This window comes from Flavobacterium sp. (assembly GCF_044368625.1).
In the GTDB taxonomy this organism is placed as follows: domain Bacteria; phylum Bacteroidota; class Bacteroidia; order Flavobacteriales; family Flavobacteriaceae; genus Flavobacterium.
The window spans coordinates 1-26,920 of record NZ_JBIPPD010000014.1; the positions used below are offsets into that span (position 1 = coordinate 1).

Below are 26,920 nucleotides of genomic sequence, written 5' to 3' on the forward strand. Positions count from 1 at the left end.
ATTCTATAAAATTATTGTTTTTATGGAACAAAGATTTTAAAAATCAGAGAAACATTATATTATGTTTTAAATTTTTTCAATTTTAAAAATTTATCAAATCTGTGTTGCAAAAAAATATTTTGTCTTTCAAAATCCTCAAATTCTATTTTTCTTAAAATCATTTGTAAAAATTTTTCTTATAAATTGTGGGTCTTTACCAAAATTCAGGACCAAGCCAATTTCACAGTCTGTTGCTTTTAAATAATTTAAAATTTGATTTTCGTGAACTTCAATTAAGTATTCAACTGCTTTAAGTTCAAGAATGATTAAGCCATTGACAATAATGTCGGGAATATATTCTCCGACCACTTCTTTTTTATAATAGACTATGAGTTTTTTATTACTTTCAACTTGATAACCTCTTTTCTTCAATTCTATGAGCATTGCATTTTGGTAGACTCTTTCTAGAAAACCATACCCAAGTTCATTATAAACATCGTAATAAATACCAATAATCTTTTTCGTCAGTTCTTGATGTGGAAAGTTCTTCATTTAAAAAATAATGTTTGGCGTTTAAATTTATTTTCTCAATTTTTACATTTATCTAATCGGTGTTCCAAATTTCAAATTTAAAAATAGAAAAGACATCAAGCAAAACTCAATGTCTTTTCAAATATATAAAAGTAAAACTTATTTTTTAATTAACCCCAAATCTACCAAACGTTCGTACAGAAATTCTCCTGCGCTAATATCGTCGTACAGTTTCGGATTTTCTTCATCGATGCAGTTTTCCAAGCAATCCAATTGCATATCGCTCACGGGATGCATGAAAAAAGGTACCGAATAACGGGAAGTTCCCCACAATTCTCTCGGCGGATTGACCACTTGATGTATCGTCGATTTCAGTTTATTATTGGTATGACGCGAAAGCATGTCGCCCACATTAATTACCAATTCGTCTGGTTCCGCAATGGCATCAATCCATTCGCCATTGTGGTTTTGCACCTGCAAACCGCGGCCTTGAGCACCCATTAGCAAAGTAATCAAATTGATGTCGCCATGAGCAGCAGCACGAATCGCATTTTCTGGTTCTTGGGTAATCGGGGGATAATGAATCGGTCTGAGGATTGAATTTCCTTCTTTTGCATATTTATCAAAATAAAATTCATCCAAACCAAGATGCAGTGCCAAAGCTCTTAAAACATAAATTCCTGTTTTCTCTAGCATTTGGTAGGCTTCTTTGCCTACTTTATTGAAATTTGGCAACTCCTTCACTTCCACATTATCGGGATATTCCGAAGCCCATTTTGAATCTTTGTCCACATACTGACCAAAGTGCCAAAATTCCTTGAGATCGCCTTCTTTTCGACCCTTGGCGTGTTCTTTTCCAAAAGAAACGTAACCTCGTTGGCCGCCGATTCCTGGAATTTCATACGAATATTTGGTTTCCAGAGGCAAGGCGAAGAAATTTTTAATCTCACCATACAATTCATCCACCAATTGGTCATCTAAAAAATGACCTTTTAAAGCAACAAAGCCAATTTCTTCAAATGCTTTTCCGATTTCATTTACAAATTTTTGTTTACGTTCCGGTTCGCCCGAAAGGAAATCACGCAAGTCAACACTAGGAATATTTTGCATACTCTTTAAAAATAAATGTTAATAACTTTGCTGAGGTTTTTACCTCTTTTACACAAAGGTATTAATTTAATTGAGATTAGGATTTTAAAAGTTATAAACAATCTTGTAATCTCAAGTGCACCTTTTTTTAGTAAATTTTAAACTAGAGACAAAATTCTATTTTTAATTGGGCGTTTCCCGACGCGTCTCGAGAAGTTTCGAGTTGACCCTCAAAGACGCTTGCAAACTTGACGCGACGCGGGATGCCCAAATAATTTTTGATGTCACGAAAAGTACTGATCTAAGTGATAAATATTCCATAACATTTTGACCCCAAACTGTTATTTTTTGCTATTTTTGGGTCGTTAAAAAAAACAACTCAACCTAGTCAACGAATTATGATTTTCGACAAAAAAAGTTTAAGTAACGAACAACTGATTGATTTATACAAGCGCATTTTAAAACCCCGATTGATTGAAGAAAAAATGTTGATTCTTATCCGACAAGGAAAAGTTTCCAAATGGTTCTCCGGAATCGGACAAGAAGCCATCGCTTGTGGCGTGACTGCAGTTTTAGATACCGACGAATACATCTTGCCAATGCACCGAAACTTGGGTGTTTTTACGGGAAGAAATATTCCGTTACACCGCTTATTTTCGCAGTGGCAAGGCAAGGCAAATGGTTTTACTAAAGGTCGGGATCGGTCGTTTCATTTTGGTACGCAGGAATTCAAAATTATCGGAATGATTTCGCATCTTGGACCCCAAATGGGTGTGGCTGACGGAATTGCTTTGGCAAACAAACTAAAGAAAAACGGCAAAATCACTGCGGTTTTTACTGGAGAAGGTGCCACAAGTGAAGGCGACTTTCATGAAGCTTTGAACATTGCCGCCGTTTGGGAATTACCCGTGATGTTTGTTATTGAAAATAATGGTTACGGACTTTCTACACCTACAAATGAGCAATACCGTTGCGAAAATCTAGCCGATAAAGGCGTAGGTTACGGAATGGAATCGCACATTATTGATGGAAATAATATTTTAGAAGTTTATAATAAACTATCAGAACTGAAAGCTTCGATGATTGAAACGCCACGTCCTGTTTTATTGGAATTTAAGACCTTTAGAATGCGAGGTCATGAAGAGGCGAGTGGTACCAAGTATGTGCCGCAAGAATTAATGGACATGTGGGCGGCAAAAGATCCTGTGGAAAATTTCGGCACTTTTTTGAAAACTGAAAACGTACTTTCTGACGAATTGGATGCGTCCATAAGAGCCGATATTAAGAAAGAAATTGATGAAAATTGGGCTATGGTTCAAGCCGAATCGGATATTGAGGCAACTTATGAAGGCGAGATGAACGATGTGTACAAACCGTATAGTTTCGAGGAATTTAAAGCTTCTGAAGAAATAGAAAATATCCGGTTTATTGACGCGATTTCTAACAGTTTGCGGGAGTCGATGGAGCGTCATGATAATTTGGTAATCATGGGTCAAGACATTGCTGAATATGGTGGTGCTTTTAAAATTACGGATGGTTTTGTGGCTCAATTTGGAAAAGAGCGCGTAAAAAATACCCCTATTTGCGAAAGCGCCGTAGTTTCTGCAGGAATGGGACTTTCCATAAATGGTTGTAAAGCTATTGTTGAAATGCAATTTGCTGATTTCGTGTCGACAGGTTTTAATCCGATTGTCAATTTATTGGCAAAATCGCATTACCGCTGGTTGGAACATGCCGATGTAGTAGTGCGAATGCCTTGTGGCGGAGGAACTCAAGCGGGACCTTTTCACTCTCAAACCAATGAGGCGTGGTTTACCAAAACGCCGGGACTGAAAGTGGTTTACCCTGCTTTTCCAGCTGATGCAAAAGGTTTGCTGAACACCGCCATTAATGATCCGAATCCGGTGATGTTTTTTGAACACAAACAATTGTACAGAAGTGTTCACCAAGATGTCCCTAAAAATTATTACACCATTCCGTTTGGAAAAGCAGCTTTGTTGAAAGAAGGAACTAATGTCACGATTATTGCTTTTGGAGCAGCGGTACATTGGGCTTTGGACACGCTAAAAAATAATCCAGAAATCAGTGCGGATTTACTTGATTTGAGAACTTTACAACCTTTGGACACCGAAGCCATTTTTGAATCGGTGAAAAAAACGGGTAAAGCAATTATTTTGCAAGAAGACACACTATTCGGAGGAATTGCCAGCGATATTTCGGCGATGATTATGGAACATTGTTTTGAATATTTAGATGGACCTGTGAAAAGAGTGGCCAGTTTAGATTCTCCTATTCCTTTTACAAAAGCCTTGGAAGACCAGTTTTTGAGCAAAAGCCGATTTGAAGCAGCTTTGAAAGAATTGGTAGCATATTAAATAAAGAATTATAAAAAAAAGAAAGGGAAACAGAATACATGATTCTGTTTCCCTTTTTTTTTGAAAAACTATAATTAGAGGTTGAAAGCATAAAAAAGAGTTTAAACCACACGAATGCGGTTTAAACTCTATTTTAAATACGTTTTAGTCCGACGATTTTTTTCGCATCATTCGCATGTTCAGCATTTCTACTGCCAAAGAAAAAGCAATAGCAAAATACAAATATCCTTTAGGAACAGCTCCTACTTTTTCGCCCAGTAAGGTCGCATCGGACAAGTGCATACTTTCGGTAATTAGCATAAAACCAATTAAAATCAAGAAAGCCAAACCTAAAATTTGAATTGAGGGATTTGCATTTACAAATTTCCCTACGGGAACAGCAAAAAGCATCATCACACCAACCGAAATTACTACCGCTGTAATCATAATATACAATGCACCTTCAACGCCATTGGTCATACCAACCGCAGTTAAAATCGAATCGACAGAGAAAATTAAGTCAATCAGCAAAATTTGAAAAATTACGTTGCCAAATGATTTTGTAGCCGAACTTTTCATCGTAGCTTCTTCATGGCCTTTATGATCTACTTTTTCGTGGATTTCTTTGGTGCTTTTATAAATCAAAAACAAACCTCCTAAAAGTAAAATTACGGCTTGACCGGTAATGTTTCCGCTGAACCAGCCGATATCGAAGGTATACCAAGGCTCTTTCATTGCAATCAAAAGTGTGATTCCAAAAAGCATTGCAATACGCATAAACATTGCTAAAAATAAACCTATTCTCGTGGCGCGTTTTCTTTGTTCTTCGGGTAATTTTCCTGTGACAATGGATATAAAAATAATGTTGTCAATTCCCAAAATAATTTCCAAAAACGTCAAGGTTAATAAGGCTATCCAAGCGTCCGGTTGTAAAAATACTTCCATTTTGTAAGAGTTTAAAGTTTAAAGTTTAATGTTTAGAGTAATGAGTTTAGATGTAAGAGTTTGGAGTGTAGCGTTTAAAGTGGTACGTTTTTAGGAGCAATCGCAAAGATAGTGTCTTTAAAATCATTTTTTTTATAACCTAAAACCTATAACTTACAACTTATTTTAACTTCACCACAGTTCCTATTTGTTTTTCGGCATTGCCTACCACGTTAAATTCAAATGTATAACTGTCTTTTGACGTGCTTAAAATTTTAATAGAAACCGCTTTTTTCTCCGCTTGATTTTTCGGATTTATTTTTTGAATAACGTATTCACAATCATTAATCCATCGTATCGAAGAGGTATCTGATTTTCCTTCAAAAAAGTCAATCTCCTGATTTTCAGTTCGAACAAATGTTGTACTTTTTTTGACACCGTCGATTTCTAATTCGAATTTAAATGTACCCGTTTTAAAATCAGCACATTTTCGCTCTGGCGTTTCAAAGCAGGAGTATAAAAGAAAAAGGAATGCGAATGGAATAATTTTTTTCATAATGTATGTAAAGGCTAAAAAATCTTGATATCGTATTGTGCTAACAATCCTGGAATGCCTTGCAAACCAAATCGCGCTTTTTTTAAAATGGTATTTTCTGGGTTAATTTGGTAGTTTGAAGCCGTTGTAAAATCACATCCAGACAAGTCGGCGTCGTTAAAAACAGCTCTTTCCAAATCGCATTGGTCAAAAACAGCTTGTTTTAAAACCGTTCCCGCAAAGGAGGTTTCTTTCAACGAACAATTTATAAAACGTGTTTTAGGCATTTTTTTATGTGCAAAAGATGTAAAATCCAACATACAGTTTTCAAAATTTACTTCGAATAAAAAATCGGTACACGTATGGAAAGCAATTCCGAGTACTTTGCAATTTTTGAAAATCACATTTTTCACACTCGTTCCCGTAAGCCCTAACATTGATAAATTACAATCTGTAAATTCACAATCCAAAAAAGAACAGGAAAGAAAAGCCGTATTGGAAAAATCACAATTTTTGAAAATACAATTCTCAAATTCGCGTGAAGATACATTTTGTCCCGTATAAATGACTTTGTCAAAATTTTTATGGAGGTGAATCAGGTCTTTCATTTGCGTTAAAATAAACTATTAGTAATTTTTAGCAATCCTTTGAAAGCCAAAATTACACCGCCAATACAAATTGCAATTCCCAATATCAAAATAGCCCAATACAAAGGTTGTTGCTGATTGATAAATGCAAAATGGATGACCGTTGGGCCAATAAACAGTAGCGGTACCGCACTTGCTACAAATACAACGCCTCTATTCAACCCTTCTTTTTTGGTGTCCATAATTTTATATTTTTAAAAATGCATTTACCGCATTTCGAACGCTCCCGTGTTGGATTAGTAACTTCTTGGCATCGTCGTGCGAAACGCCAATTTCTGCCATAATCATTTGAATCCCGCGTTCTACAAGTTTGTCGTTACTCAGCTGCATATCCACCATTTTATTGCCTTTGACTTTTCCCAACCGAATCATTGTTGCCGTAGAAATCATGTTTAAAACCAACTTTTGAGCAGTTCCGGCTTTCATTCGAGAGCTTCCGGTTACAAATTCAGGACCTACAATTACTTCTATGGGAAATTGTGCGGTTTGCGAAAGCGGACTTCCTGCATTGCAACTGATGCTTCCCGTAAGAATCTGATTTTCATTGCATTTTTCCAAACCGCCAATTACATACGGAGTAGTACCCGAAGCTGCAATGCCAATAACAACATCCTTTGCGGAAATGTGCTGCTGCTGCAAGTCAATCCACGCTTGATTTCGGTCGTCTTCGGCCCGTTCTACCGCTTTTCGAATGGCTTTGTCTCCACCTGCAATAATCCCATTTACCAAATCAAAAGGAACGCCAAAAGTGGGAGGACACTCGGATGCATCTACAATTCCCAAACGTCCAGAAGTTCCTGCACCAATATAAAACAACCGACCGCCGGCTTGAAGTTGAGCAACAATTTGGTTTACTAAAAGTTCAATTTGTGGCAACGCTTTTTCAACGGCAAACGGAACCGTTTTATCTTCCGCATTGATATTGAAAAGTAGTTCGGCAACCGACATTTGTTCCAAATGGTCGAAGGCAGAGGATTGCTCGGTGGTTTTGATGAATGTCATGCGGCTTTATTCATTAATTTTCGAATGACCAAAGTTACTTAATTCTATCGAAATTTAATGTACATGTGGAGCATCAATTCCTAAAAAATACGCCAACACAATTCCGATGGCAATCATCGATAGTTTGGCTAAATTAAACTTGTGGTTTTCGCTACTTTCAAAAATGATGCTGGACGAAATATGAAATAAAATGCCAATCACAACCGCCGTTATTTGAGCGTGGTATTCGTCGAAAAAAATCGCATAATTCGCCGTCAAAGTTCCCAAAGGCGTCATCAATGCAAATACAATCATAAAAATAAAAATGGCAGTTTTACGCAATTTAGTATTCAAGAAAAAAGAGGTCAAAATAACGGCAATAGGCAAATGGTGAATGGCAATTCCCCACGCCAAATCAGCATGATTACTGACAGGAAAACCTTCTAAATAGGCGTGAATACACAAACTGATGAACAGCAGCCACGGTGTTTTTTCAAACGTATCATGGCTGTGAACATGACCGTGCTCGGCACCTTTAGAAAAGAATTCTAAAATTATTTGGAACAAAATTCCCAACATGATAAATATACCTACTGCGGATTGTTCGTGCGAATCTTCGGCGGAATGATACACTTCAGGAAGCAAATGCATTACCGTAAGCGACAGCAAAAACGAACCACTAAAAGCCATCAACAGTTTTAAATAATTCTTCTTTTTGGGTGTGAAAAATAAGGCAATTGCATAACCAATTAAAACCGATAATAAGGGAAGAATGCATATCATTAATTCTGTAAAAAAAATATTTTAAAGGAGGTTATCTTTTGATAAAAAAAATAAACAGTTGATCGTCAGTTCTCTATACTCTAAGTTCTATACTCTAAACTCTTAACTCCAAACTCTACTTAAAAAGCATAATCAAACGCTCACTTTCTTTTTTATGAAATTTTTTCAGCTTGTAATCGCCAAAAGTATCCAATAAATAAATTCCAGCTTCTTCCATCATTTGTGCAAAATCTTCCAACGTTAAAGCACGTACTTTCTCGACAAAATGATAGGCTTGGCCTTTATCTTCAAAGTTAATGTCTTTTACAATAAAACCATCAAGTACTTTTCGCTGAATGTGAAAGTCGATTCCATCTACTGTTTTGAGTTCTTCTGCTACCAAATTTTCAATAACTTGGTGAACATTCATAAAATCGATTACGGCAAAACCATATTCCGTCAAACTTTCGTGAATAGCTTTTAACGTCTTGAAATTATCATCTTCGTTTTCGAAATAGCCAAAACTGGTAAACAAATTCAATATGGCATCATATTTTTCACTACAAGTTTCTCGCATATCGTGTACGGCAAAATGCAGTTTTTCGTTCTCCAATTTTTTTGCTTCGGCAATGCTGTTTTCGGATAAATCCACTCCTGTAACATCAAATCCAATTTCGTTTAAATAAATGGAATGTCTACCTTTTCCGCAGGCCAAATCCAAAATTTTAGCATCTTCGGGCAAATTCAAATAATGAACAATGTTGTCCATAAAAGTTTGTGCTTCCTTGTCGTCTCGGTCTTTGTACAAAATGTGGTAATAAGGTGTGTCGAACCATGAAGAGAACCAACTTTCTGCGGTTGCACTTGATTTTGCGGATTCGGAATAAGGTAATTTAGACATTTATCGATTTCAATTAATTCAAGTCTGCAAATTTAGTCTATTTTTGCAGAATATAATTAAAAAACAGTTTCCCTTTTGGGTAATTTGAATATGGAAAATTTTAAAATGGTGGCCAAAACTTTTTTTGGCTTTGAAGATATTTTGGCAAAGGAACTCATACAACTTGGCGCTCAGGATGTAGAACAAGGCGTGCGAGTGGTTACTTTTAAAGGCGATAAGGGTTTTATGTACAAAGCCAATTTGTCGTTGCGAACAGCATTGAAAATATTGAAACCGATTTATTTTTTTCGAGCTACAAATGAAGAAACCTTGTACAAAGGCATTCAAGGCGTAAATTGGTCCAAATTTATCAATTCCAATCAGACTTTTGTAATAGATGCCACGGTACATTCGGATCGTTTTAATCACACGGAATTTGTAGCCCAAAAATGTAAAGATGCCATCGTAGATCAGTTTCGAACGCGAACTGGACAACGACCAAGTATTGATAAACAATATCCCGATTTGCGAATTAACATTCATATTGACAAAGAGCAGGTTTCGGTTGCATTAGACACTTCTGGAAATTCTTTGCATCAAAGAGGGTATCGAACGGCTACTAATATTGCTCCAATTAATGAAGTTTTAGCCGCTGGAATATTGCTGCTTTCGGGTTGGGATGGCAAAAGTGATTTTATCGACCCCATGTGTGGTTCGGGAACTATTTTGGCAGAAGCCGCAATGATAGCCTGTAATATTCCGGCAAACATCAACCGAAAAGAGTTTGCTTTCGAAAAATGGAACGATTGGGACAATGATTTGTTTGACCAAATAGTAGATTCTTGTTTGAAAAAAGTACGCGAATTTCATTATACAATTACAGGCTACGACAAAGCGCCATCAGCAGTTTTAAAAGCCAAAGACAATATTAAAAATGCCAATTTAGATGATTACGTAAAAATTTCGGAGCAAAACTTTTTTGATACCGAAAAGAAAACAAAAGGTCCGCTTCACATGGTTTTTAATCCACCGTATGGCGAGCGTTTGGACATCGAAATGGAACGCTTTTACAGAGAAATTGGCGACACGTTTAAGCAAAATTATCCGGGCACAAATGCTTGGTTCATCACGGCTAACTTGGAAGCTTTGAAATTTGTAGGTTTGAAACCTTCTCGAAAAATCAAATTGTTCAACGGAAGTTTAGAAGCACGATTGGTAAAATATGAAATTTACGAAGGAAGCAAACGTACAAAATTTGCTTCGCCAGTTCGCCAAGAAGGCTCGGATCCACAAATAGAAGAATAAAAAAAAACGTCTTATGAGTTTAAAAGTAAAAGCATTTATCTTGCAATTGATCAGTTTTGCAACATTATTCATTATTGTCCGGTATTTGTTGGCCAATTATACCAACCTAGAAGGTATGTGGATTTCAATAACCGCCTTTGTTTTAGGGACTATTTTGGCTCCCCAATTTCAAGCCGTTAAAACAAAAGAAGGTGATAAAATGTTTATGAAATGGATTTTTATGAAGGATGTAAAGGAAATAAAGTAAAGTTTTCAGTTTCAGTCTCAGTTTACAGTTGGGAGTGTTGAGTTGGGAGTTTTTAGTTTTCAATAGGGAGTTTCGAGTGGAACTTATTTTGAACATGTTAAATCATTATTTAAACATACAACCCACAACCTACAACTTCCTCTCAATTTTTTTCTTGTAAATTGGAATAAAATAGGTTACGGTATAATTGAAACCTACTCCAAAATCACCCTCATAGGTTCGGTTGAATCCCGGAATAAATAAATTATCGAATCCACCCGGTTTTTGGTTACTCGTCAAGCGGCTGGCACGAACTGAAAATCCAACAAAGAAATTATCAAAAACCCTTGTTTTTACACCCGCCACCACTTCAATCCATTGTGCGGATAAACCGTCAAATTTTTGCCCCGAAGGAGTTTCAGTATCTTCTCCAAAATAGGGATGGGGGTTGTAAATTTCAAAACTGTTGATTTCTTGGCTAAAAGTACTCAGACCGTACCGTAAACCTACACTGATGATGTTTTCTAAATCCAACCAATTTTCGTGGGCATTGTAATCAAAACCAACTTTAAAATAGGTTCCTTTTGTGGTAAAATTGATTTGGTCATCGTCCGTAGTTTTATTTTCATTACCCAATTCGCCTGCTAAAAAATATTTTTTGCTCAACCGATAATCAGCCACAAGTTCGAGACCTTGGTAATCGCTGTCGTACAGAGTTCGGGCAATTTTGGAAATATCAGCACCCACACGAATACCGTAACGTTCTATTTTTGGAGGAACGACCACGCTGTCCTGTCGTTGTGCTTGACTCATAAAACAGCACAAAATCAAGAGTGTACTAAAATAAAATTTTGATATGTGCTTCATTTTCATCATTAATTTGGGATTGAATTACCTCAATGTCACTGATCCAGTTTCCCGCAGTAACATTTGGTACATTGTTTAAAATAAACGGATCTCGAAGTGGATCTCCGAATAAATCAAATAACGATTTAAAACCGCAAGCACGAGAAATATATACTTTGTTTTGTATATAATTAATTTCTAAAATATCAGTCCGATCGTTGGTACTGTCGTTATCATCAGCGTTTAAGATCAATCTGTATTTAGTCGAATTTTGATTGACACGTAAAGGCAAATAGACGACTGTATCGTTCCAAGTAGTCTCTCCTCTGCGGTTTAGAAGTGGTTTGTTATCTAGAACTCCTTCTCCAATTATCTTTAGTTTAGTTGTTTGCCGCACCACAGACACATTATTTTTATTGAAAAACTTTAGTACCAATCGGGGTGTAGTAGGAGTAGCGGGATCGCAGATATCATCTTTTTCGCAAGCGGCAAAAAAGAAACTCACAAACAGTAAACCAGCAATTATTTTTTTCATTTCAACTTTTTTAAGTGCCAATTAGATTTTTAATTTACAATTTAACGGCGTTTTTCCAGCAAAACTACATTTTCCACGTGATGCGTTTGCGGAAACATATCCACAGGTCGTACCCGAGTTACCATATATTTTTCGTCCATCGAAGCCAAATCTCTTGCCTGTGTCGCCGAATTACAACTGACATACACCACTTTTTCTGGCGCAATTTTTAATATTTGTTCGATTACGTCTTTGTGCATTCCGTCTCGCGGCGGATCGGTAATAATAACGTCGGGTTTTCCGTGTTGTGCAATAAATGCTTCGTTGAAAACTACTTTCATATCACCAACAAAAAATTCGCAATTGGAAATTCCGTTTCGTTTTGCATTTTCTTTTGCGTCGGCAATAGCTTCAGGAACAGCCTCAACACCTATTACTTTTTTAGCTTTTCGTGAAACAAATTGTGCAATGGTTCCCGTTCCGGTATACAAATCATACACAATTTCGTTTCCTGTTAATCCAGCGAAATCACGGGTAATTTTATACAATTCATAGGCTTGTTCCGAATTGGTTTGGTAAAACGATTTGGCATTTATACTAAAGTGCAAACCTTCCATTTCTTCCAAAATGTAATCCCGACCTTGGTACAGATGTACTTTTTGATCGTAAATCGTATCGTTGGGTTTTCCATTGATAACGTATTGCAGCGAAGTAATTTCAGGAAATTGTTCCGTGATGAAATTTAAAAGCAATTCCCGATTTTCTTTTTGTTCTTCAAAAAACTGAATCAAAACCATAATTTCACCTGTCGAAGCTGTCCGAATCATCAAGGTTCGTAAAAGACCTTCGTGGTTTCTGGGATTGAAAAATTCCAAGTTATTGGCTATTGCAAAATTTCGAATGGCATTCCGAATGGCATTCGAAGGATCTTGCTGCAAATGGCATTTTTGGATGTCTAAAATTTTATCCCACATTTTTGGAATGTGAAAACCCAATGCATTTTTATTGTCGATTTCTTCAGTGCTGTCGAGTTCTTGCTCGGTCATCCAGCGGGCATTTGAGAAACCAAATTCCATTTTATTGCGGTAAAAAAATTGTGCTGATGAACCCAAAATCGGTTCAAATTCTGGAAGATCGATTTTTCCAATGCGTTGCAAATGATTTTTCACTTCATTTTGTTTGAAAATCAGTTGCTGTTCGTATTTCATGTTTTGCCATTTACAACCGCCACAAACACCGAAATGTTCACAAACGGGTTCCGTCCGAAATGCTGAAAATTCATGAAAACGAACAGCTTTTCCTTCATAATAAGATTTTCTTTTCTTGAAGGTTTGCACATCAACAACATCTCCCGGAACAACATTGGGAATAAAAACCACTTTACCATCAGGTGCTTTGGCTACCGAAACCCCTTTGGCTCCAGCATCTAAAACTTTTACGTGGTTGAATACAATTTTAGGGGTACTTTTTCTAGACATGGGGCAAAAATAAGTTTTTATTAGATTTTAAATTCATAAATTGAAATATTTTCTAAAAATGAAACGAAATTAAAGTATTTATACGATTTTTGTACACTGGATTTTAATGTAACCAATCTTATAAAGACATGAAACTCTATTCGCAACTCTCTAAAATTAGCTTTTTAAAAAACCGCTATGTAGCTAAATTCTTGTTTGTTGCATTCTTAGGAATTTTTGTTCCAATAATAGGATTGCTCTTTTTTGTGATTTACATGAAGAGTTATTTTGCTCCGTTAGATTTATTTTTAATCGCTTTGACACTGACGGTTTTGGGTACTTTAGTGATGACTATAATTGTAAAAATATTAATGTTGCCCGTTCTAAAAGCAGCTACTTCATTATTAGAATACGAAACCAGTCTTACCGTTCCAAACTTGCCTCTTGATTACACGGATGAAGTGGGAGTAATGCTCAAAAATATCCAAAACATTATTCATTCGAATCAGAAATTGCTGACTGAGAAAAAAGAATTGTGCCACGCATTGACTACTGATTTGAGAAATCAAACATTGAAAACTGAAGGATTTATTGCCACTATTTACAACCAATCGTCGAGTGATGAAGTAAAAAGTTTAGCTACAGCGGCTGTACAATCGCTAAAGCAGCAAATCAATTTTGTAGATACGTACGTCGAAGTTTTGGTACAAGAAGAATTGATCAATAAACAACCCATAAAAGTCCGTAAAGTAAACTTACAAGAACTTTTTGAAGAAGTAAAGCTCAAACGAACTGCACAATTAGAAGCTAAAAAAATAACCATTAATTTCAAGATTACGATATTCAGAGTACGCTTAAAAGTTAGCAATACCTTATTGATACAAGCTCTTGGTTATCTTGTAGATAATGCAATCAAGCACGCTCCGGAAGGGACTAAAATTGAGATGAGTACAGAAAAAAACCGAGGCAAGTTGATGATACAAATTTCCGACAACGGACTAGGTTTTGAAACCCGACAAGCGGATGAGATTTTTAGTAAATTCCACCTTTTAAGTGAAAGAAATACGGATTACGTACCTAGCACTGGTGTTTATCTCGCCCGTCAAATTATAGAACGCTTTGGCGGAACCATTGCCGCGGAAAGTGATGGAGCGAATCGCGGAGTACGGTTCACTATAACGCTAAAATTGTACAGATAAAATAGTTTAAATTTTAATCAATAAACAGCATTAATTTTGGTGCTGTTTTTTTTTATTTAAAAAGAGCTCTTACCTACTGATGATTTTTTTAACGCTGCTTAATTGGCTGTTAAACTTCCCCCAAACCGCTTTTTATTTCAAGCGATTACAACTATATTTGAGTGAATCAAAAAAAATAATTACTATGAAAAGAAATGCAACGGCCTTATGGAAAGGCACATTAAAAGAAGGAAATGGCGTATTGACAACCGACAGTAAAGTATTGGATAATGCTCAATATTCGTTTAAAACACGCTTTGAAAGTGGCATAGGAACCAATCCCGAAGAGTTAATTGCAGCCGCACATTCAGGTTGTTTTACAATGCAATTGACCGCTTACATTACCGAAAAAAAATATGATATTGAAAGCATTGAAACAGAATGTGCCATTGATTTTCAAGACGGAAGCGTGGTAAGTTCGCATTTAACTGTTCGCGGAAAAATACACGATATTACCAACGATGAATTTCAAGAACTGGTTACTAAAGCAGAAACTTCTTGTCCAATATCCCGATTAATAGACACTAAAATTACATCAGAAGCCACACTTTTGTAGGGAATCCAATTTTATTTTAAATCTCATTGTGCCGAAACAGGCATAATGAGATTTTTAAATTTACGAAATCCGCATTTTTTGACTAAATAATTACTAAATTTGGCACAAATAGGGATGATTTCTCTCCCATAAGTAGGAATAAAGACATATTAAAATAAAAATCAGAATCAAATGGAAGTTTTAGCCACTAGCACTTCACAAGAAATTATTAATTTAGAAAATAAGTATGGCGCTCACAATTACCATCCACTTCCCGTGGTTTTGAGTAAAGGTGAGGGAGTTTACGTTTGGGATGTAGAAGGTAAAAAATACTATGATTTTTTATCGGCTTATTCTGCAGTCAATCAAGGACATTGTCACCCAAAAATTGTGAATGCAATGGTGAAACAAGCCGAAACATTGACGCTAACTTCTCGTGCTTTTTTCAACGATCAACTAGGTCCTTACGAAGAATATCTGACAAGCTATTTTGGTTTCGATAAAGTGTTACCAATGAATACTGGGGCTGAAGCAGTTGAAACAGCTTTGAAAATTACCCGTAAATGGGCTTACGAAGTCAAAGGTATTCCAGAAAATCAGGCCTTGATTATTGTGGCTGATGGAAATTTTCACGGGCGTACCACTACAATTATATCTTTTTCAAACGATACCAATGCTCGAAAAAACTTCGGACCCTACACAGAAGGATTTATTTCAATTCCTTACAATGATGTAAATGCTTTAGAAGAAGTTTTAAAAAATAATTCGAATGTAGCGGGGTTTTTGGTCGAACCAATCCAAGGAGAAGCGGGTGTTTTTACCCCGGATGACCTCTATATGATGCAAGTTAAAAATGTATGTAACCAATACAATATCCTTTTTCTGGCTGATGAAATTCAAACAGGGATTGCTCGAACCGGTTCCCTTTTGGCAGTTTGCGGAAATTGTTCATGCGAAAATGCTTGCGAACGCCAAGAAACCTATGCAAGACCGGATGTTTTGATTTTAGGTAAAGCCATTTCGGGCGGTGTGTATCCCGTTTCGGCTGTTTTAGCGGATGATGCAATTATGAATGTAATCAAACCCGGACAACACGGCTCTACATTTGGTGGAAATCCCCTTGGCGCTGCAGTTGCTATGGCAGCTTTGGAAGTAACAAGAGACGAAAATTTAGCACAAAATGCACGTCGACTGGGAGTTTTTTTCCGAGAAAAAATGCAAGAATACGTTAATACTTCCAATATTGCAACATTAGTTCGAGGCAAAGGTTTGCTAAATGCCGTGGTAATCAACGATACAGAAGACAGCGACACCGCTTGGAACATTTGTATGCGACTTCGGGACAACGGACTTTTAGCCAAGCCAACACACGGAAACATTATCCGGTTCGCACCTCCATTGGTAATGACCGAAGCGCAATTACTCGACTGTACACAAATCATTATTGATACATTAAAGGAGTTCGAAAAATAGTGTTAAGTGGCAAGACCAAAGTATTATTGCAAGAGTGTTAGTTTTTGATAATGAGTTTTTTGCATTTAATTTCTGTAACGTAATGTTGGTTTGCTAAAAAAAACACATGAATTATTTGGAAAATTATAACAACAAAAAAATCCGCTATACATATTTGTACAGCGGATTTTTAATTTCTTCATAAAAACTATTGCCCTTGTGCGGCTTGCATTTCTTCAACCCAATTTGTCATAAATTCTTCGCCTAAATACAATACTACACCTACAGCAAAGATTGTGATAATACTCAATATTATACCGATAATGGCAAGAATTCTCCCTGTTTTAACATTGCTATATCCATCATAAATTGAGGGGTTAGTTTTATAAATTGCACTATCTTTTTTAGCAAGAACTAAAGAAATAATTCCGAAGATAAGACCACCTCCGTAAACCCAACAAGTAATAATAGAAAAAATTCCTAGGATCAGGACTACGGTTGCATTAGGTAATTTTTGTTTTTCCATGTGTAATATAATTTTGGTTATTAATTGGTTAATTTATAAAGGTAAGCAACAATCATTATAAAGGCGTTTACAACGGCAAATGGAACAATCAATTTGTGGTAATTCCGACGCTTATCTATAAAGTGCAATGCAATGAATATGAATAACGGAATTGTGGTGTAAATAGCGGGAAACATTTGAAAGGCTTCGGTAAAATCACCTTTGCAAACCATAACAAAAGCTCTTTGCATACCACATCCTGGGCAGTCTATGCCAAACAATTTTTTACTCATACAAGGAATCATAAAATCTTCTAATTTCAAAATCGTTTCTTTTACTACAATTTTACAAAATAAATGTAAACTTTCGATTTTTTCTGTGTTATTATTTTTAAGTTAAGTACTTTTGAAACATAAATTGGCTTTTTTCTGTAAAGCGTTTTTAATTATAAAACTTTTTCGATGAAAAAATTATTAATTCCCGTACTCCTCATTGCTGCTGCTTTTTTGTTGTATGAACAAAGTAAAGAAACACCAAATGTTTATCTAACAGCGCTTTCAATTGTGGTTTTTATGTTTTTATTATTCAAACTCAATGCGCGAATTCCGCATAAAAATTCAAATCCCAATGAATCAGACGATGTTTAATAAAGGCGACAAAGTAACCGTGCTTGATGATGCAATGGACGGTACGGTAACTGCAGTCAATGGCGACCAAATTTCAGTACTTACAACCGATGGATTTGAGTTAAAATTCAGCGGTAAAGAATTGCTTAAAATCAACAGTGATGAGCTAAAAATGGGGCTTTCAGTTCAGAATGTTTCCCAAATTTTGAAAGAAAAAGAAATTCCAAAACCCCGCTCTTTTGTCAAAGAAAAAAAATCTAAAAAGGAAGTTGCTGTTCCTGAATTTGACTTGCACATCGAGAAACTCGTAAAAAACTTTCGAGGTATGAATAATTACGAAATTTTAACCTTGCAAACCGAAACGGCACAACGTCATATAGAATTTGCCATCCGAAACCGAATTCCCAAGATTGTCTTTATTCACGGAGTAGGTGAGGGTGTTTTAAAGGCCGAACTCGATTTTTTATTGGGTCGATATGATTCGGCTACCTTTAAAGATGGCAACTATCAAAAGTATGGTTCAGGTGCCACGGAAGTGTATTTTAAACAAAATGTGTAAGAAAAACCAACTTGTTTTCACAAAAATAAAACCCATTAAAATGTATTTTTTAATGGGTTTATAGTTTAAATGTACTACTTTCTTGAAGAAATTTAATTCGTAGTTTCAAATTCTCCAAAAATAAAGGCATTGCCTAAATCTCTTTTCAAAGTTCCCTTGGCTAAACGTACGTTTTTCAAAACAATCGTGTGTTTAAAACCGTTATCTGATTCCAAAGAAGTGACTTCAATTATCCCACTGACTTCTGGTACACCATTTTCTGCAACAAAAGTTTCTAAAATTGGTGGTGCAGCGGGCGGTGTATTGGCACAAAAATAATCGTTGTTTAAAGTAGCAAAGGTCGTATCGAAAAACAAATGACTCAAAATGGTCGTGCTCGAAAACTCTCGCCGTTTAACTTCGGGTGCTCCAGAAAACAAAAAGGCAGCATCTGCATCCGATAAATCCAAAACAAGTGCTTGTGCATTTTGATATTTGAATAAAAAAGTATTGTTACCTTCGCCTTCGCAGGAATTAACATTTGGAAGACCCGCAAAATTGGTAAACGGAGTTGCTGGAGTTTGATAAGCGATTTGCGTAAACGCTTCATTGATTTGATTGTTTTCATCTCCCAAACTAAATTTCAAATCACTGAAAACCAACGTGTGTAAAAAGTGGGTAATCTGGGTCGCTCCATTGGCATCTGGTAACGTTCGGATGGCCGTTGTTGTTATCGAAATTTTTCCCTCAGTTGCCTCACGTTCCGTCAGCACCATAAGGTTAGCGGGAGGCACAACAGAGCAAAAAGCACTTTCATCAATTTCGTCCGAATATTCTCGATAAATCAACCGAACAGTAGAGCCATTAATTTCTAAAGGAAGCGGCGGATTAGGATCATCAGCCGTAAGTTCGTTTACAAAATTGGATTCTGAAAGTTGAATAATCAAAGCTCTTTTATCTTGAGTTTTAAAGATAAAAAAATTATTTGGGTCAGCATTAGGACAAGATTGAGCGAGTGTATCATCAAAATCAAATGAAACTTGGGTCAAATCGCCGTCGTCGCAACCGGAAAGCACTAGTGTTATAAGTAAAAGAGCAAAAAATCGTTTCATTTTTTAGTTTAATTTGAAGCAAAAATAAACAAAAATTTCGCATTTGAGATTCTCGAAAGTCTAAAGCCTTGTTAAACCTAAAATTAATAACTTTGCATCATGGAAAAAATTTATTTGGACAATGCTGCAACGACTGCTTTACGTCCGGAAGTCGCTGCCGAAATGATGACTGTTTTACAAAATGATTACGGCAATCCGTCGTCGTCGCACAGTTTTGGTCGTTCTGCCAAAAGCAAGCTCGAAATGGCGCGAAAAACCATCGCACAATTGCTCAACATTTCGGCTCAAGAAATTATTTTTACATCGGGTGCGACCGAGTCTAATAATTGGATCTTACACAATGCAGTTGTTCATTTAAACGTCAAACGAATTATTACTTCAAAAATCGAACACCATGCGGTTTTGCATGCGGTGGAATTTTTGCAAAAAGACCAAAATATCCAAATTGATTTTGTAAAAATTAAAAAGGACGGCTCCATCGATATCAATCATTTGATGGAATTGCTCAGCCAAGAAATCCCAACACTCGTTTCCTTAATGCACGTGAACAACGAAGTAGGTACGGTTTTAAATTTGGCTGAAATTGCCACTATTTGCAAGCAACACGGCGTTTATTTTCATTCGGATACTGTGCAATCGGTGGGGAAAATGAAGTTGGATTTGAAGGAAATCCCGCTTGATTTTATGGTGGCGAGTGCTCATAAATTCCACGGGCCAAAAGGAATTGGATTTGCCTTTATCCGAAAAGGTTTGGCCTTGCAACCCATTTTTCATGGAGGCGAACAAGAAAAAGGCGTCCGACCTGGAACGGAATCCTTACACAATATTGTAGGAATGGCAAAGGCGTTGCAACTGGCTTACGAAAACTTAGATTCCGATGAAAAACACATTGCCGAAATTAAAAATTATGCCGTCGAAAAGTTGTTATGTTCTATTCCAGAAGTGCAATTTAATGGAGACGTAAAAACTACTTTTTATACGATTTTGAATGTTCGTTTACCTTTTGATGCGTCAAAAAGTAGTATGTTGCTGTTCAATTTGGATATGAAAGGAATCGCTGTTTCCCGCGGCAGTGCGTGCCAATCCGGAAGTGCGAAACCTTCGCATGTATTGGCCGAATTTTTAAACGAAACAGAGGTAGCTCAACCGTCGATGCGAATATCTTTTAGCCATTTTACAACTAAAAAAGAAATTGATAGTTTAGTTGAAGTGTTATCAAGGTTGTAATTTAAAAACATAAAAATGCCCCGAATTCTCGCCCTTGATTACGGACTGAAACGAACCGGAATTGCCGTTACCGACGAAATGCAACTCATTGCATCCGGTTTGATTACCGTTGAATCGCCAGCTTTAATTGACTTTCTCAAAAACTATTTTGCAACCGAAAAAGTAGAAAAAGTCCTCATTGGCGAACCCAAACAAATGAATGGCTTACCCTCTGAAAGTGCTCCAATAATTGAGAAATTTGTGTTGGAATTTGTAAAAAATTTTCCAGAAATGCCATTGCTTCGGGTTGATGAACGGTTCACTTCTAAAATGGCGTTCCAAACGATGATTGACAGCGGTTTGAAAAAAAAACAACGCCAAAACAAAGCATTACTTGATGAAATTTCGGCTACAATTATGTTGCAGGATTATTTGGGGAGGAAATTCTAATCCGTCTCCGCCAACTTTCGCGAAGCTTTCAAAATACTTTCTGAGAGATTGGTCAACCAAATCAATTGTTCGATAACCAACTGTGCTTCTTGCATTTTCAACTGAAATTCTGCTTCCGAACCACTGTTTTCGCGGATTTCTTTGGATCGAATATTTTTGAGTTCTACAAAACGCACTTCCAAATCCGTTTTTTGATCCGTTTGTACAGGATTTTTTGCGGAAGCATCTAAGGTTTCCATCGCCACATGCAGGTTTTTCCAAACGGTATCCATCACGACATTAAAAGCCTCAGAAGCTTTGGTGGTTTTATGCGTCTGGATGTACGTTCCCAATGAAGCAGCGGATGAAACCAGCGAATAGTTCAATTCTACCAATTTATACAATTGCGGCAACTGCTTTTGCTTTGATTTAGGTTCTTGCGTCATCCGTTGAAATGAATTCATCAAGTTACCAATTTCAATGAAGGCAAATTTCCGCGCAACTTTATAAGACGTTGTTACTTCGCCTTTTTTGTTGTAAAAAATCGAAATCTCTTTCAAATATTCATAATTGGCTTTAATTGATTTTTGAAGAAAAACCTGCACATTCATAAATTCCCAAGCAGGCCACAACAAGTAATTTGCCGCAAAGGCCAGAAATCCTCCAATCAAGGTATCCATAACACGAAATTGCACTACATCGCGAACATTTGGTGTCAGCATCGCATAAATAAAGACTACGTAAATGGTCACAAATGTGGCTCCAATTTTATAATTGGTTTGCGTAAAAGTGAAGCCCAATAACATTGCAATAACGGCAAAAACGCTTATGGCAAGCGGATTTTGTACAAGTGTGATAATACCAAAAGCGATTAATCCACCCAAAATCGTTCCGAAAATCCGTTCGTAAGATCGTTGCTTGGTCAATCCATAACCCGGTCGAAGAATAACAACGATAGTGAGTAAAATCCAATAGACTTTTTCGACAGAAACCAAATTTCCAATTACAATTCCCGCTAAGATGGTCAACGTCAATCGCAACGAATGCCTGAAAATAGTGGAGGAAAAGCTCAAGTTATTTTGCAACGTACTCCATGGGTAATATAAAGGAGTTAGGAATTTTTCCAAATCTTTCTCAATTCCTTTCGTATCCAGCTTGTCCATAGGATTGGTAAATGCCCGTTCCAAAACTTTTATTTTCTCAATTTGGCGTTCTACATAATCCCGCATATTCGACAGCATCAGCACGCCTTCATGCGCTTCTGTCAGATCAGCATTATTGGAATATTCTGATATGGCATTTTCCAAAACTTCCAAGTCGTTAAAAAGTTCGTGCTGGGAAATATACTTTTTATTTTCTTGAATGGAAACCGAAATGCGTTTTAATGTCGAAGCCAAATTATAAGCCAAATTTTGGTAATTTTTCAAAATTTCAGGATAATTGCCAAACTTTTGATTGAATTTTTGATGGTTGAACGATGTCGACAAAGCCAATTCTAAAATATCGATTAGCGAAACAAAAATCAGCAACATTTTCCTGTTTTGGTTCGAACCTCCGGAATTGGAACGGTTTCGTATCAAAATTTCACGGATGTTTTCGTGTGTGGTATTCAAATCCACTTGTAACAGCAACTGCCCTTTGATTATTTTTTCCCGAGGTTTTTTGGCATCCCACAAATCCCCACGTAATTTTAAGTATTTCGAAGTCAGTTTGAGGCATTCTGCAATTTCCAATTCAACATAACGAAATGGTCTAATTTTATAAAAAATCAACGAAACGAGTAAGTAAAAAAGTCCGCCTCCAATGATGTAGCCACCATTTATAAAAATGGAAACCCCTTCCTGAACATGGCCTGTAGCCAAAGCGATCGACAATAAACCCGAAAATGAAACCATAGTGGCGCGTTGACCATACACAGAAATCATCGATAAGAAGAATAACGCCAAAGCCAAAATAGGATAGAAAAAAAAGGGATAAGGATACAAAACGCTAACCATTACTGCTGCAACCGTAATGATTAAAATGGCAACTAAAATACCGTTGATTTTGTGCTTTAAATTACTAGGAATGTCACTGGGATAGGTCAAAATAGCTCCCAAGGCAAACGAAAATCCGATTTCAAACTTGTCAAGGGATGCAAAGAAAATTACGGGAAGTACCGCTGCAACTGTTATTTTGAGTGCACTAGTAAAGTGAGTTTGTGCCGTAAATTTTTGAACTGATTTAAACATATACTGCAAAGGTATTGTCTTTGGCTGTTAAAGTTTTATAAAATTATAAAATTAAATGGCTTCTATATTACGAAAAGGCTGTTATCTGTTATCTTTTTTCACTATTTTTGCCGTCCAATATTACAAGCCTATCAGGTTATAAAAGGCTAAACTAGTATCAATTAATACGTTAAAAATGATTTTACCCATAATAGGATATGGCGATCCAGTGCTTCGAAAAGTGGGCGTGGACATCGATGTCAACGATCCAACACTAAAGGAAACCATTGCCAATATGTATGAAACCATGTATAATGCACATGGCGTCGGTCTTGCTGCACCACAAGTTGGATTACCAATTCGTCTTTTCATCATCGACACCTCTCCTTTTAGTGATGATGAAGATTTACCTAAAGAAGAACAGTTGCAGTTAGCCTCATTTAAAAAGACGTTCATCAACGCCAAAATTTTGAAAGAAGAAGGCGAAGAATGGGGTTTTAACGAAGGTTGTTTGAGTATTCCGGAGGTTCGTGAAGACGTTTACCGTCATGAAACCGTGACCATTGAGTATCTAGACGAAGAGTTCAACAAAAAAACAGAAGTTTACGATGGCTTGATTGCTCGAGTAATACAACACGAGTACGACCACATCGAAGGCATTTTATTTACCGATTTAATTTCTTCGTTAAAAAAACAATTGATTAAGAAAAAGCTTTCTAATATAATGGAGGGCAAAACGCGTCCGGATTATAAAATGAAATTTGCAGCACCAAAAAAAGGGAGCTAATGCCTTCTTGTAAAAAATAAATTCATAACCACTTTACATTAAAAAAATGAAGTTAGAAAAAATATTAGCAATCGCTGGAAAGCCAGGATTATATTTGTTACAAGTTCAAACACGTTCGGGTTTCGTAGCCGAATCCTTGACGGATGGAAAAAAAATTACCGTTGGATTGCGAAGTAACGTGAGTTTGCTTTCTGAAATTTCGATGTACACCAATACCGAAGAAAAACCGTTGGTAGAAGTAATGCGAAACATTGCTGTCAAAGAAAATGAAGGACCAGCTATTTCGCACAAAGAAGACAATGCTACGTTATTGGCTTATTTTGAAGAAATTTTACCAGAATACGATAGAGATAGAGTGTATCCATCGGATGTAAAAAAAGTAATCAATTGGTACAATATTTTGCAAGCCAAAGGATTGGTAAGTAAAGAAGTTCCTGTAAAAGAGGAAGCTACAACTTTGGACGCTTCAACTACCGAAGAAGAAACAACAGTTGAAAAACCAGTTACCAAAGAGAAAAAAGCACCAAAAAAGTAATTGCTAAATTCGTTTAAATTTAATCCTGTTGGGAAGTTATCCTGACAGGATTTCTTATTTTTACCAAAATCATTTTTTATGAATACTAGAGAAATTCAACTCCAATCTTTCGGACGATTATTAGATATTATGGACAATTTGCGTGCCAAATGTCCTTGGGATCAAAAGCAAACGATGCAGTCCTTACGGCATTTGACTATTGAAGAAACCTACGAATTGGGCGATGCCATATTGGATAATGATTTGCAAGAAGTCAAAAAAGAGTTGGGTGATGTTTTACTGCATATTGTGTTTTATGCCAAAATAGGTAGCGAAACTCAAAGCTTTGACATAGCTAATGTATGCAACGAAATTTGCGAAAAATTAATCAGTCGGCATCCTCATATTTACGGAGATGTGGTTGTGGCAAATGAGGAGGAAGTAAAACAAAACTGGGAAAAGCTCAAATTGAAGGAAGGCAAAAAGTCGGTTTTGGAAGGCGTTCCGAAGAGTTTACCGGCGTTGGTAAAAGCCTCTCGCATTCAAGATAAAGTTAAAGGTGTTGGTTTTGATTGGGAAGAACCCGAACAAGTTTGGGAAAAAGTGCAAGAAGAATTACAAGAATTTCGCGAGGAAATTGAAGCTGGAAACCAGGAAAAAATGGAAGCCGAGTTTGGTGATGTACTCTTTTCGATGATTAATTATGCCCGATTCTTGAAAATAAATCCTGAAGACGCTCTGGAACGTACTAACAAAAAATTCATCAAACGTTTTCAATATTTGGAAAGTAAAGCCGCTGAATTAGGTAAGTCCTTATCGAATATGACCTTGGCAGAAATGGATGTTTTTTGGAATGAGGCGAAGCGGATGTAGGTTTAATTTAAAAACGACAATCCATTTTTTAAACGATTAAAAATTATTAGATTTAATCCATGTGTTTTAAATCTTGACAGAAATTAATTTGTAAGCAATTTAGCAGCTTCTTTTCTAAAGTAAAAATAAAACTTCTATTTTTAAAGACCTTTAAATAATTGTATTCTAATACTTATGAAAAAAATAATACTATTTACTATTGCATTTATTTTCACTTCATGCAGTTTTACATCGTACCGATTTGACGACCAAAAACCACGAACAGGAGTTAATTTCACAATTGGCAAATGGTTGCTAAACACTATTGAAAGTCCTTCTGGTGTTCAAGAAAAACTTGTGGAGAAGTCAACTAAAGATTTTGAAACTATTTTAGGAAATCGATTTTCGTTTCGTCCGCTTTCGTCTGGATTAATTTTACCTCCAAAAATGGACTTTCCGCTGGATAAAACGATGATGAATAAAATTAAGTTAGGTTCCGGATGTGATTATTTCATCAATATCAAAGCCCAAGAGATCAGAAATGATTTTGGAAGTATCGACTTAACGCCAGGTCGTTTTAATTATGGAGGACAAAAAAGCAATCAAATTAGTATTGAAATTTACGATTTAAACACAGAAACCGTAATTTATTCGCAAAGGGTGATTGCTTCGGTAGGAAAACCAACCGATAATCGAGATGTAAATTTTTCAAAAACATCTAATTCGATGTTGATTCGAGCTTATGAGAAATTGGTGAAAGATTTAAAATCAAAATCAGTGTTGAAGTAATTTTGAATGGAATTATAAAGTTGTTTTTTTACCACCGCTTCTGCACGAATCCTTTCGCGTGCTATTATGAAACTATCTAAAAACAATTTACTCCACAATTCTTTTTAGCTTCATTCTGTCTAAAATCGTGATTTTCTTGCCTTGAAGTTCAATCAAACCTAGTTTTTTAAATTCGGATAACAAGCGAATACAACTTTCGGTAGCTGTTCCAATGATGCTTGCAATTTCGTCGCGAGAGAGTTGCAACCGTAAAGATTTATCTTCTAAAACCCCAAAAGTTTCTTCTAAATAGAGGAGGGTTTGTGCCAAACGTTCTTTGACGTTTTTTTGCGCCAAATTAACCAATGTATCGTCGGCGTCTTTCAAATCGCCACAAACGGACTTCATCAAACTCATAGAGAAATTGTTGTTTTTATTAAAAAAACCCAGAATTTCGCTTTTTGGAATAAAACAAACTTGCATGTCTTCCACGGCAATGGCACTCAAGTTGGCGGGCTCGTCGCTAATTAACGAACGTTGACCTAGCAATTCGCCTTTTTGCGTGAGTTTTACAATTTGGTCTTTGCCATTTGCACTTAGTTTGGTCATCTTGCAAACGCCTTCTTTGACACAAAAAACACCGTTTACATTTTCACCTTCCGAAAAAATGGCCTCGCCTTTTTTTATCGTAATTGCTGTTTTGCAATTGGACATGGTTATCAATTCGTCTTTGGAAAGGGTTTTCAAAGCGCTGAATTCTCTAACGATACACTGTTCACATTTACTCATAGCACATTGTTTAGTGACCCACAAATTTAGAATTTTTATATGACAAATGTCATAGTTTGCTTAAACAACTTATAAGAAATTTGCATCAGGTAAATGAGTAAAGTTATGGACACTTCCCAAAGTTGTTTCCATTGTGGATTAGAGATTAAAAAATCAGATTTAATCGTTTTTGATAGTAAAGATTTCTGTTGTAGAGGGTGTCAAACCGTCTATGAGATTTTTAGTAGCAACGATTTGGGCTGTTATTATGATTTCGAAAATTCCCCTGGAGCGTCGCCATTAGACATTGATGGCAAGTATGATTTTTTAGACAACGAGAAAATTCTCGA

The 26,920-nt window shown here is 36.3% G+C and carries 32 protein-coding genes; 15 read left to right on the plus strand and 17 right to left on the minus strand.

What is annotated here, in order from left to right; translation table 11 throughout:
- Positions 1 to 135: 135 nt before the first annotated feature.
- Together ACIQ2X_RS02070 and ACIQ2X_RS02075 are read right to left on the minus strand one after the other, a co-directional pair.
- Positions 136 to 531: a GxxExxY protein gene (locus ACIQ2X_RS02070; RefSeq protein ID WP_396177216.1), complete on the minus strand. Its 396-nt coding sequence runs from the start codon at positions 529 to 531 to the stop codon at positions 136 to 138.
- Positions 532 to 669: 138 nt separating this feature from the next.
- A complete protein-coding gene (locus ACIQ2X_RS02075) occupies positions 670 to 1,620 on the minus strand; it encodes an isopenicillin N synthase family dioxygenase (protein ID WP_396177217.1) in 951 nt (316 codons plus the stop codon).
- 377 nt (positions 1,621 to 1,997) lie between these two features.
- Between ACIQ2X_RS02075 and ACIQ2X_RS02080 the strand changes: the two genes are divergently transcribed.
- On the plus strand, positions 1,998 to 3,974 hold the full coding sequence (locus ACIQ2X_RS02080) for a thiamine pyrophosphate-dependent enzyme (RefSeq protein WP_396177218.1): 1,977 nt from the start codon (positions 1,998 to 2,000) through the stop codon (positions 3,972 to 3,974).
- 144 nt (positions 3,975 to 4,118) lie between these two features.
- Here the strand turns inward: ACIQ2X_RS02080 and ACIQ2X_RS02085 are convergent, their stop codons facing one another.
- From ACIQ2X_RS02085 to ACIQ2X_RS02115, 7 genes are all read right to left on the minus strand, one after another.
- On the minus strand, positions 4,119 to 4,898 hold the full coding sequence (locus ACIQ2X_RS02085; RefSeq protein WP_396177219.1) for a TerC family protein: 780 nt from the start codon (positions 4,896 to 4,898) through the stop codon (positions 4,119 to 4,121).
- A gap of 160 nt (positions 4,899 to 5,058) precedes the next feature.
- Positions 5,059 to 5,433, minus strand: a complete 375-nt coding sequence (locus ACIQ2X_RS02090) for a DNA topoisomerase IV (protein WP_396177220.1) — start codon at positions 5,431 to 5,433, stop codon at positions 5,059 to 5,061.
- A 14-nt stretch (positions 5,434 to 5,447) separates the two neighbouring features.
- Positions 5,448 to 6,020, minus strand: a complete 573-nt coding sequence (locus tag ACIQ2X_RS02095; RefSeq protein ID WP_396177221.1) for a pentapeptide repeat-containing protein — start codon at positions 6,018 to 6,020, stop codon at positions 5,448 to 5,450.
- 5 nt (positions 6,021 to 6,025) lie between these two features.
- A complete protein-coding gene (locus ACIQ2X_RS02100; protein ID WP_396177222.1) occupies positions 6,026 to 6,241 on the minus strand; it encodes a DUF6095 family protein in 216 nt (71 codons plus the stop codon).
- A gap of 4 nt (positions 6,242 to 6,245) precedes the next feature.
- Positions 6,246 to 7,061 carry an N-acetylmuramic acid 6-phosphate etherase gene (gene murQ, locus ACIQ2X_RS02105; protein ID WP_396177223.1) on the minus strand — a complete coding sequence of 272 codons (816 nt, stop codon included), beginning with the start codon at positions 7,059 to 7,061 and terminating at the stop codon, positions 6,246 to 6,248.
- 54 nt (positions 7,062 to 7,115) lie between these two features.
- Positions 7,116 to 7,823 (minus strand): ZIP family metal transporter, encoded by a 708-nt coding sequence (locus tag ACIQ2X_RS02110; RefSeq protein ID WP_396177224.1) that lies wholly within the window; start codon positions 7,821 to 7,823, stop codon positions 7,116 to 7,118.
- A gap of 115 nt (positions 7,824 to 7,938) precedes the next feature.
- On the minus strand, positions 7,939 to 8,703 hold the full coding sequence (locus ACIQ2X_RS02115) for a class I SAM-dependent methyltransferase (protein WP_396177225.1): 765 nt from the start codon (positions 8,701 to 8,703) through the stop codon (positions 7,939 to 7,941).
- Positions 8,704 to 8,793: 90 nt separating this feature from the next.
- Between ACIQ2X_RS02115 and ACIQ2X_RS02120 the strand changes: the two genes are divergently transcribed.
- Together ACIQ2X_RS02120 and ACIQ2X_RS02125 are read left to right on the plus strand one after the other, a co-directional pair.
- Complete coding sequence (locus tag ACIQ2X_RS02120; RefSeq protein ID WP_396177226.1) at positions 8,794 to 9,987, plus strand: class I SAM-dependent RNA methyltransferase; 1,194 nt, start codon at positions 8,794 to 8,796, stop codon at positions 9,985 to 9,987.
- Between the two features lie 13 nt (positions 9,988 to 10,000).
- Positions 10,001 to 10,234 (plus strand): hypothetical protein, encoded by a 234-nt coding sequence (locus ACIQ2X_RS02125; protein WP_396177227.1) that lies wholly within the window; start codon positions 10,001 to 10,003, stop codon positions 10,232 to 10,234.
- 129 nt (positions 10,235 to 10,363) lie between these two features.
- Here the strand turns inward: ACIQ2X_RS02125 and ACIQ2X_RS02130 are convergent, their stop codons facing one another.
- The 3 genes from ACIQ2X_RS02130 to rlmD are packed head-to-tail and all read right to left on the minus strand — an operon-like array spanning position 10,364 to position 13,051.
- Positions 10,364 to 11,080, minus strand: coding sequence for a DUF6048 family protein (locus ACIQ2X_RS02130; RefSeq protein WP_396177228.1), 717 nt, complete (start codon positions 11,078 to 11,080; stop codon positions 10,364 to 10,366).
- A complete protein-coding gene (locus ACIQ2X_RS02135) occupies positions 11,052 to 11,594 on the minus strand; it encodes a DUF6452 family protein (RefSeq protein ID WP_396177229.1) in 543 nt (180 codons plus the stop codon). The genes ACIQ2X_RS02130 and ACIQ2X_RS02135 overlap by 29 nt, the downstream gene beginning before the upstream one ends.
- A gap of 41 nt (positions 11,595 to 11,635) precedes the next feature.
- Entirely contained in the window at positions 11,636 to 13,051 is a 1,416-nt protein-coding gene (gene rlmD, locus ACIQ2X_RS02140) for a 23S rRNA (uracil(1939)-C(5))-methyltransferase RlmD (protein ID WP_396177230.1), read from the minus strand.
- 128 nt (positions 13,052 to 13,179) lie between these two features.
- Between rlmD and ACIQ2X_RS02145 the strand changes: the two genes are divergently transcribed.
- From ACIQ2X_RS02145 to rocD, 3 genes are all read left to right on the plus strand, one after another.
- On the plus strand, positions 13,180 to 14,229 hold the full coding sequence (locus ACIQ2X_RS02145) for a sensor histidine kinase (protein ID WP_396177231.1): 1,050 nt from the start codon (positions 13,180 to 13,182) through the stop codon (positions 14,227 to 14,229).
- 184 nt (positions 14,230 to 14,413) lie between these two features.
- Positions 14,414 to 14,824 (plus strand): OsmC family peroxiredoxin, encoded by a 411-nt coding sequence (locus ACIQ2X_RS02150; protein WP_396177232.1) that lies wholly within the window; start codon positions 14,414 to 14,416, stop codon positions 14,822 to 14,824.
- Between the two features lie 171 nt (positions 14,825 to 14,995).
- Entirely contained in the window at positions 14,996 to 16,276 is a 1,281-nt protein-coding gene (gene rocD / locus ACIQ2X_RS02155; protein WP_396177233.1) for an ornithine--oxo-acid transaminase, read from the plus strand.
- A gap of 187 nt (positions 16,277 to 16,463) precedes the next feature.
- On the opposite strand, the gene ACIQ2X_RS02160 is transcribed toward rocD, so the two are convergent.
- Positions 16,464 to 16,781 (minus strand): CCC motif membrane protein, encoded by a 318-nt coding sequence (locus ACIQ2X_RS02160; RefSeq protein WP_396177234.1) that lies wholly within the window; start codon positions 16,779 to 16,781, stop codon positions 16,464 to 16,466.
- 20 nt (positions 16,782 to 16,801) lie between these two features.
- Positions 16,802 to 17,083 carry a DUF2752 domain-containing protein gene (locus tag ACIQ2X_RS02165; protein WP_396177235.1) on the minus strand — a complete coding sequence of 94 codons (282 nt, stop codon included), beginning with the start codon at positions 17,081 to 17,083 and terminating at the stop codon, positions 16,802 to 16,804.
- Positions 17,084 to 17,221: 138 nt separating this feature from the next.
- On the opposite strand from ACIQ2X_RS02165, the gene ACIQ2X_RS02170 reads away from it, so the two are divergent.
- Both ACIQ2X_RS02170 and ACIQ2X_RS02175 read left to right on the plus strand, forming a co-directional pair.
- Positions 17,222 to 17,407, plus strand: a complete 186-nt coding sequence (locus ACIQ2X_RS02170; RefSeq protein ID WP_396177236.1) for a hypothetical protein — start codon at positions 17,222 to 17,224, stop codon at positions 17,405 to 17,407.
- A complete protein-coding gene (locus tag ACIQ2X_RS02175; RefSeq protein ID WP_396177246.1) occupies positions 17,400 to 17,945 on the plus strand; it encodes a Smr/MutS family protein in 546 nt (181 codons plus the stop codon). The genes ACIQ2X_RS02170 and ACIQ2X_RS02175 overlap by 8 nt, the downstream gene beginning before the upstream one ends.
- Before the next feature lie 92 nt (positions 17,946 to 18,037).
- Here ACIQ2X_RS02175 and ACIQ2X_RS02180 read toward each other — a convergent pair whose 3' ends face one another.
- Positions 18,038 to 19,036, minus strand: coding sequence for a hypothetical protein (locus tag ACIQ2X_RS02180; RefSeq protein WP_396177237.1), 999 nt, complete (start codon positions 19,034 to 19,036; stop codon positions 18,038 to 18,040).
- Between the two features lie 99 nt (positions 19,037 to 19,135).
- Here ACIQ2X_RS02180 and ACIQ2X_RS02185 point away from each other — a divergent pair, with 99 nt between their 5' ends.
- Both ACIQ2X_RS02185 and ruvX read left to right on the plus strand, forming a co-directional pair.
- Positions 19,136 to 20,263, plus strand: coding sequence for a cysteine desulfurase family protein (locus ACIQ2X_RS02185; protein ID WP_396177238.1), 1,128 nt, complete (start codon positions 19,136 to 19,138; stop codon positions 20,261 to 20,263).
- Positions 20,264 to 20,278: 15 nt separating this feature from the next.
- Positions 20,279 to 20,692 carry a Holliday junction resolvase RuvX gene (gene ruvX / locus ACIQ2X_RS02190; protein WP_396177239.1) on the plus strand — a complete coding sequence of 138 codons (414 nt, stop codon included), beginning with the start codon at positions 20,279 to 20,281 and terminating at the stop codon, positions 20,690 to 20,692.
- Here ruvX and ACIQ2X_RS02195 read toward each other — a convergent pair.
- Positions 20,689 to 22,902: an FUSC family membrane protein gene (locus ACIQ2X_RS02195; protein WP_396177240.1), complete on the minus strand. Its 2,214-nt coding sequence runs from the start codon at positions 22,900 to 22,902 to the stop codon at positions 20,689 to 20,691. The genes ruvX and ACIQ2X_RS02195 overlap by 4 nt on opposite strands.
- Positions 22,903 to 23,077: 175 nt before the next feature.
- On the opposite strand from ACIQ2X_RS02195, the gene def reads away from it, so the two are divergent.
- The 4 genes from def to ACIQ2X_RS02215 all read left to right on the plus strand — a co-directional run bounded on the left by def (position 23,078) and on the right by ACIQ2X_RS02215 (position 25,823).
- Complete coding sequence (gene def / locus ACIQ2X_RS02200; protein WP_396177241.1) at positions 23,078 to 23,668, plus strand: peptide deformylase; 591 nt, start codon at positions 23,078 to 23,080, stop codon at positions 23,666 to 23,668.
- 46 nt (positions 23,669 to 23,714) lie between these two features.
- A complete protein-coding gene (locus ACIQ2X_RS02205) occupies positions 23,715 to 24,203 on the plus strand; it encodes a DUF5606 domain-containing protein (RefSeq protein WP_396177242.1) in 489 nt (162 codons plus the stop codon).
- Positions 24,204 to 24,281: 78 nt separating this feature from the next.
- Complete coding sequence (gene mazG, locus ACIQ2X_RS02210) at positions 24,282 to 25,055, plus strand: nucleoside triphosphate pyrophosphohydrolase (protein WP_396177243.1); 774 nt, start codon at positions 24,282 to 24,284, stop codon at positions 25,053 to 25,055.
- 174 nt (positions 25,056 to 25,229) lie between these two features.
- On the plus strand, positions 25,230 to 25,823 hold the full coding sequence (locus ACIQ2X_RS02215) for a hypothetical protein (protein ID WP_396177244.1): 594 nt from the start codon (positions 25,230 to 25,232) through the stop codon (positions 25,821 to 25,823).
- A gap of 87 nt (positions 25,824 to 25,910) precedes the next feature.
- On the opposite strand, the gene ACIQ2X_RS02220 is transcribed toward ACIQ2X_RS02215, so the two are convergent.
- Entirely contained in the window at positions 25,911 to 26,591 is a 681-nt protein-coding gene (locus ACIQ2X_RS02220) for a Crp/Fnr family transcriptional regulator (RefSeq protein ID WP_396177245.1), read from the minus strand.
- 105 nt (positions 26,592 to 26,696) lie between these two features.
- Here ACIQ2X_RS02220 and ACIQ2X_RS02225 point away from each other — a divergent pair.
- On the plus strand, positions 26,697 to 26,920 hold a 224-nt coding region (locus ACIQ2X_RS02225; protein WP_396177247.1), incomplete at its 3' end, for a heavy metal translocating P-type ATPase metal-binding domain-containing protein.

What these genes read in the sequence shown, in the direction of transcription:
- rlmD (WP_396177230.1), bottom strand. Translation starts at nt 13,051, where the DNA reads ATGTCTAGAAAAAGTACCCCTAAAATTGTATTCAACCACGTAAAAGTT.
- ACIQ2X_RS02215 (WP_396177244.1), top strand. Translation starts at nt 25,230, where the DNA reads ATGAAAAAAATAATACTATTTACTATTGCATTTATTTTCACTTCATGC.
- ruvX (WP_396177239.1), top strand. Translation starts at nt 20,279, where the DNA reads ATGCCCCGAATTCTCGCCCTTGATTACGGACTGAAACGAACCGGAATT.
- def (WP_396177241.1), top strand. Translation starts at nt 23,078, where the DNA reads ATGATTTTACCCATAATAGGATATGGCGATCCAGTGCTTCGAAAAGTG.
- ACIQ2X_RS02080 (WP_396177218.1), top strand. Translation starts at nt 1,998, where the DNA reads ATGATTTTCGACAAAAAAAGTTTAAGTAACGAACAACTGATTGATTTA.
- ACIQ2X_RS02170 (WP_396177236.1), top strand. Translation starts at nt 17,222, where the DNA reads ATGAAAAAATTATTAATTCCCGTACTCCTCATTGCTGCTGCTTTTTTG.
- ACIQ2X_RS02175 (WP_396177246.1), top strand. Translation starts at nt 17,400, where the DNA reads ATGTTTAATAAAGGCGACAAAGTAACCGTGCTTGATGATGCAATGGAC.
- ACIQ2X_RS02120 (WP_396177226.1), top strand. Translation starts at nt 8,794, where the DNA reads ATGGAAAATTTTAAAATGGTGGCCAAAACTTTTTTTGGCTTTGAAGAT.
- ACIQ2X_RS02085 (WP_396177219.1), bottom strand. Translation starts at nt 4,898, where the DNA reads ATGGAAGTATTTTTACAACCGGACGCTTGGATAGCCTTATTAACCTTG.
- ACIQ2X_RS02150 (WP_396177232.1), top strand. Translation starts at nt 14,414, where the DNA reads ATGAAAAGAAATGCAACGGCCTTATGGAAAGGCACATTAAAAGAAGGA.
- ACIQ2X_RS02075 (WP_396177217.1), bottom strand. Translation starts at nt 1,620, where the DNA reads ATGCAAAATATTCCTAGTGTTGACTTGCGTGATTTCCTTTCGGGCGAA.
- murQ (WP_396177223.1), bottom strand. Translation starts at nt 7,061, where the DNA reads ATGACATTCATCAAAACCACCGAGCAATCCTCTGCCTTCGACCATTTG.
- mazG (WP_396177243.1), top strand. Translation starts at nt 24,282, where the DNA reads ATGAATACTAGAGAAATTCAACTCCAATCTTTCGGACGATTATTAGAT.
- ACIQ2X_RS02125 (WP_396177227.1), top strand. Translation starts at nt 10,001, where the DNA reads ATGAGTTTAAAAGTAAAAGCATTTATCTTGCAATTGATCAGTTTTGCA.
- rocD (WP_396177233.1), top strand. Translation starts at nt 14,996, where the DNA reads ATGGAAGTTTTAGCCACTAGCACTTCACAAGAAATTATTAATTTAGAA.
- ACIQ2X_RS02090 (WP_396177220.1), bottom strand. Translation starts at nt 5,433, where the DNA reads ATGAAAAAAATTATTCCATTCGCATTCCTTTTTCTTTTATACTCCTGC.
- ACIQ2X_RS02115 (WP_396177225.1), bottom strand. Translation starts at nt 8,703, where the DNA reads ATGTCTAAATTACCTTATTCCGAATCCGCAAAATCAAGTGCAACCGCA.
- ACIQ2X_RS02195 (WP_396177240.1), bottom strand. Translation starts at nt 22,902, where the DNA reads ATGTTTAAATCAGTTCAAAAATTTACGGCACAAACTCACTTTACTAGT.
- ACIQ2X_RS02220 (WP_396177245.1), bottom strand. Translation starts at nt 26,591, where the DNA reads ATGAGTAAATGTGAACAGTGTATCGTTAGAGAATTCAGCGCTTTGAAA.
- ACIQ2X_RS02185 (WP_396177238.1), top strand. Translation starts at nt 19,136, where the DNA reads ATGGAAAAAATTTATTTGGACAATGCTGCAACGACTGCTTTACGTCCG.
- ACIQ2X_RS02110 (WP_396177224.1), bottom strand. Translation starts at nt 7,823, where the DNA reads ATGATATGCATTCTTCCCTTATTATCGGTTTTAATTGGTTATGCAATT.
- ACIQ2X_RS02095 (WP_396177221.1), bottom strand. Translation starts at nt 6,020, where the DNA reads ATGAAAGACCTGATTCACCTCCATAAAAATTTTGACAAAGTCATTTAT.
- ACIQ2X_RS02135 (WP_396177229.1), bottom strand. Translation starts at nt 11,594, where the DNA reads ATGAAAAAAATAATTGCTGGTTTACTGTTTGTGAGTTTCTTTTTTGCC.
- ACIQ2X_RS02160 (WP_396177234.1), bottom strand. Translation starts at nt 16,781, where the DNA reads ATGGAAAAACAAAAATTACCTAATGCAACCGTAGTCCTGATCCTAGGA.
- ACIQ2X_RS02070 (WP_396177216.1), bottom strand. Translation starts at nt 531, where the DNA reads ATGAAGAACTTTCCACATCAAGAACTGACGAAAAAGATTATTGGTATT.
- ACIQ2X_RS02205 (WP_396177242.1), top strand. Translation starts at nt 23,715, where the DNA reads ATGAAGTTAGAAAAAATATTAGCAATCGCTGGAAAGCCAGGATTATAT.
- ACIQ2X_RS02145 (WP_396177231.1), top strand. Translation starts at nt 13,180, where the DNA reads ATGAAACTCTATTCGCAACTCTCTAAAATTAGCTTTTTAAAAAACCGC.
- ACIQ2X_RS02100 (WP_396177222.1), bottom strand. Translation starts at nt 6,241, where the DNA reads ATGGACACCAAAAAAGAAGGGTTGAATAGAGGCGTTGTATTTGTAGCA.
- ACIQ2X_RS02130 (WP_396177228.1), bottom strand. Translation starts at nt 11,080, where the DNA reads ATGAAGCACATATCAAAATTTTATTTTAGTACACTCTTGATTTTGTGC.
- ACIQ2X_RS02180 (WP_396177237.1), bottom strand. Translation starts at nt 19,036, where the DNA reads ATGAAACGATTTTTTGCTCTTTTACTTATAACACTAGTGCTTTCCGGT.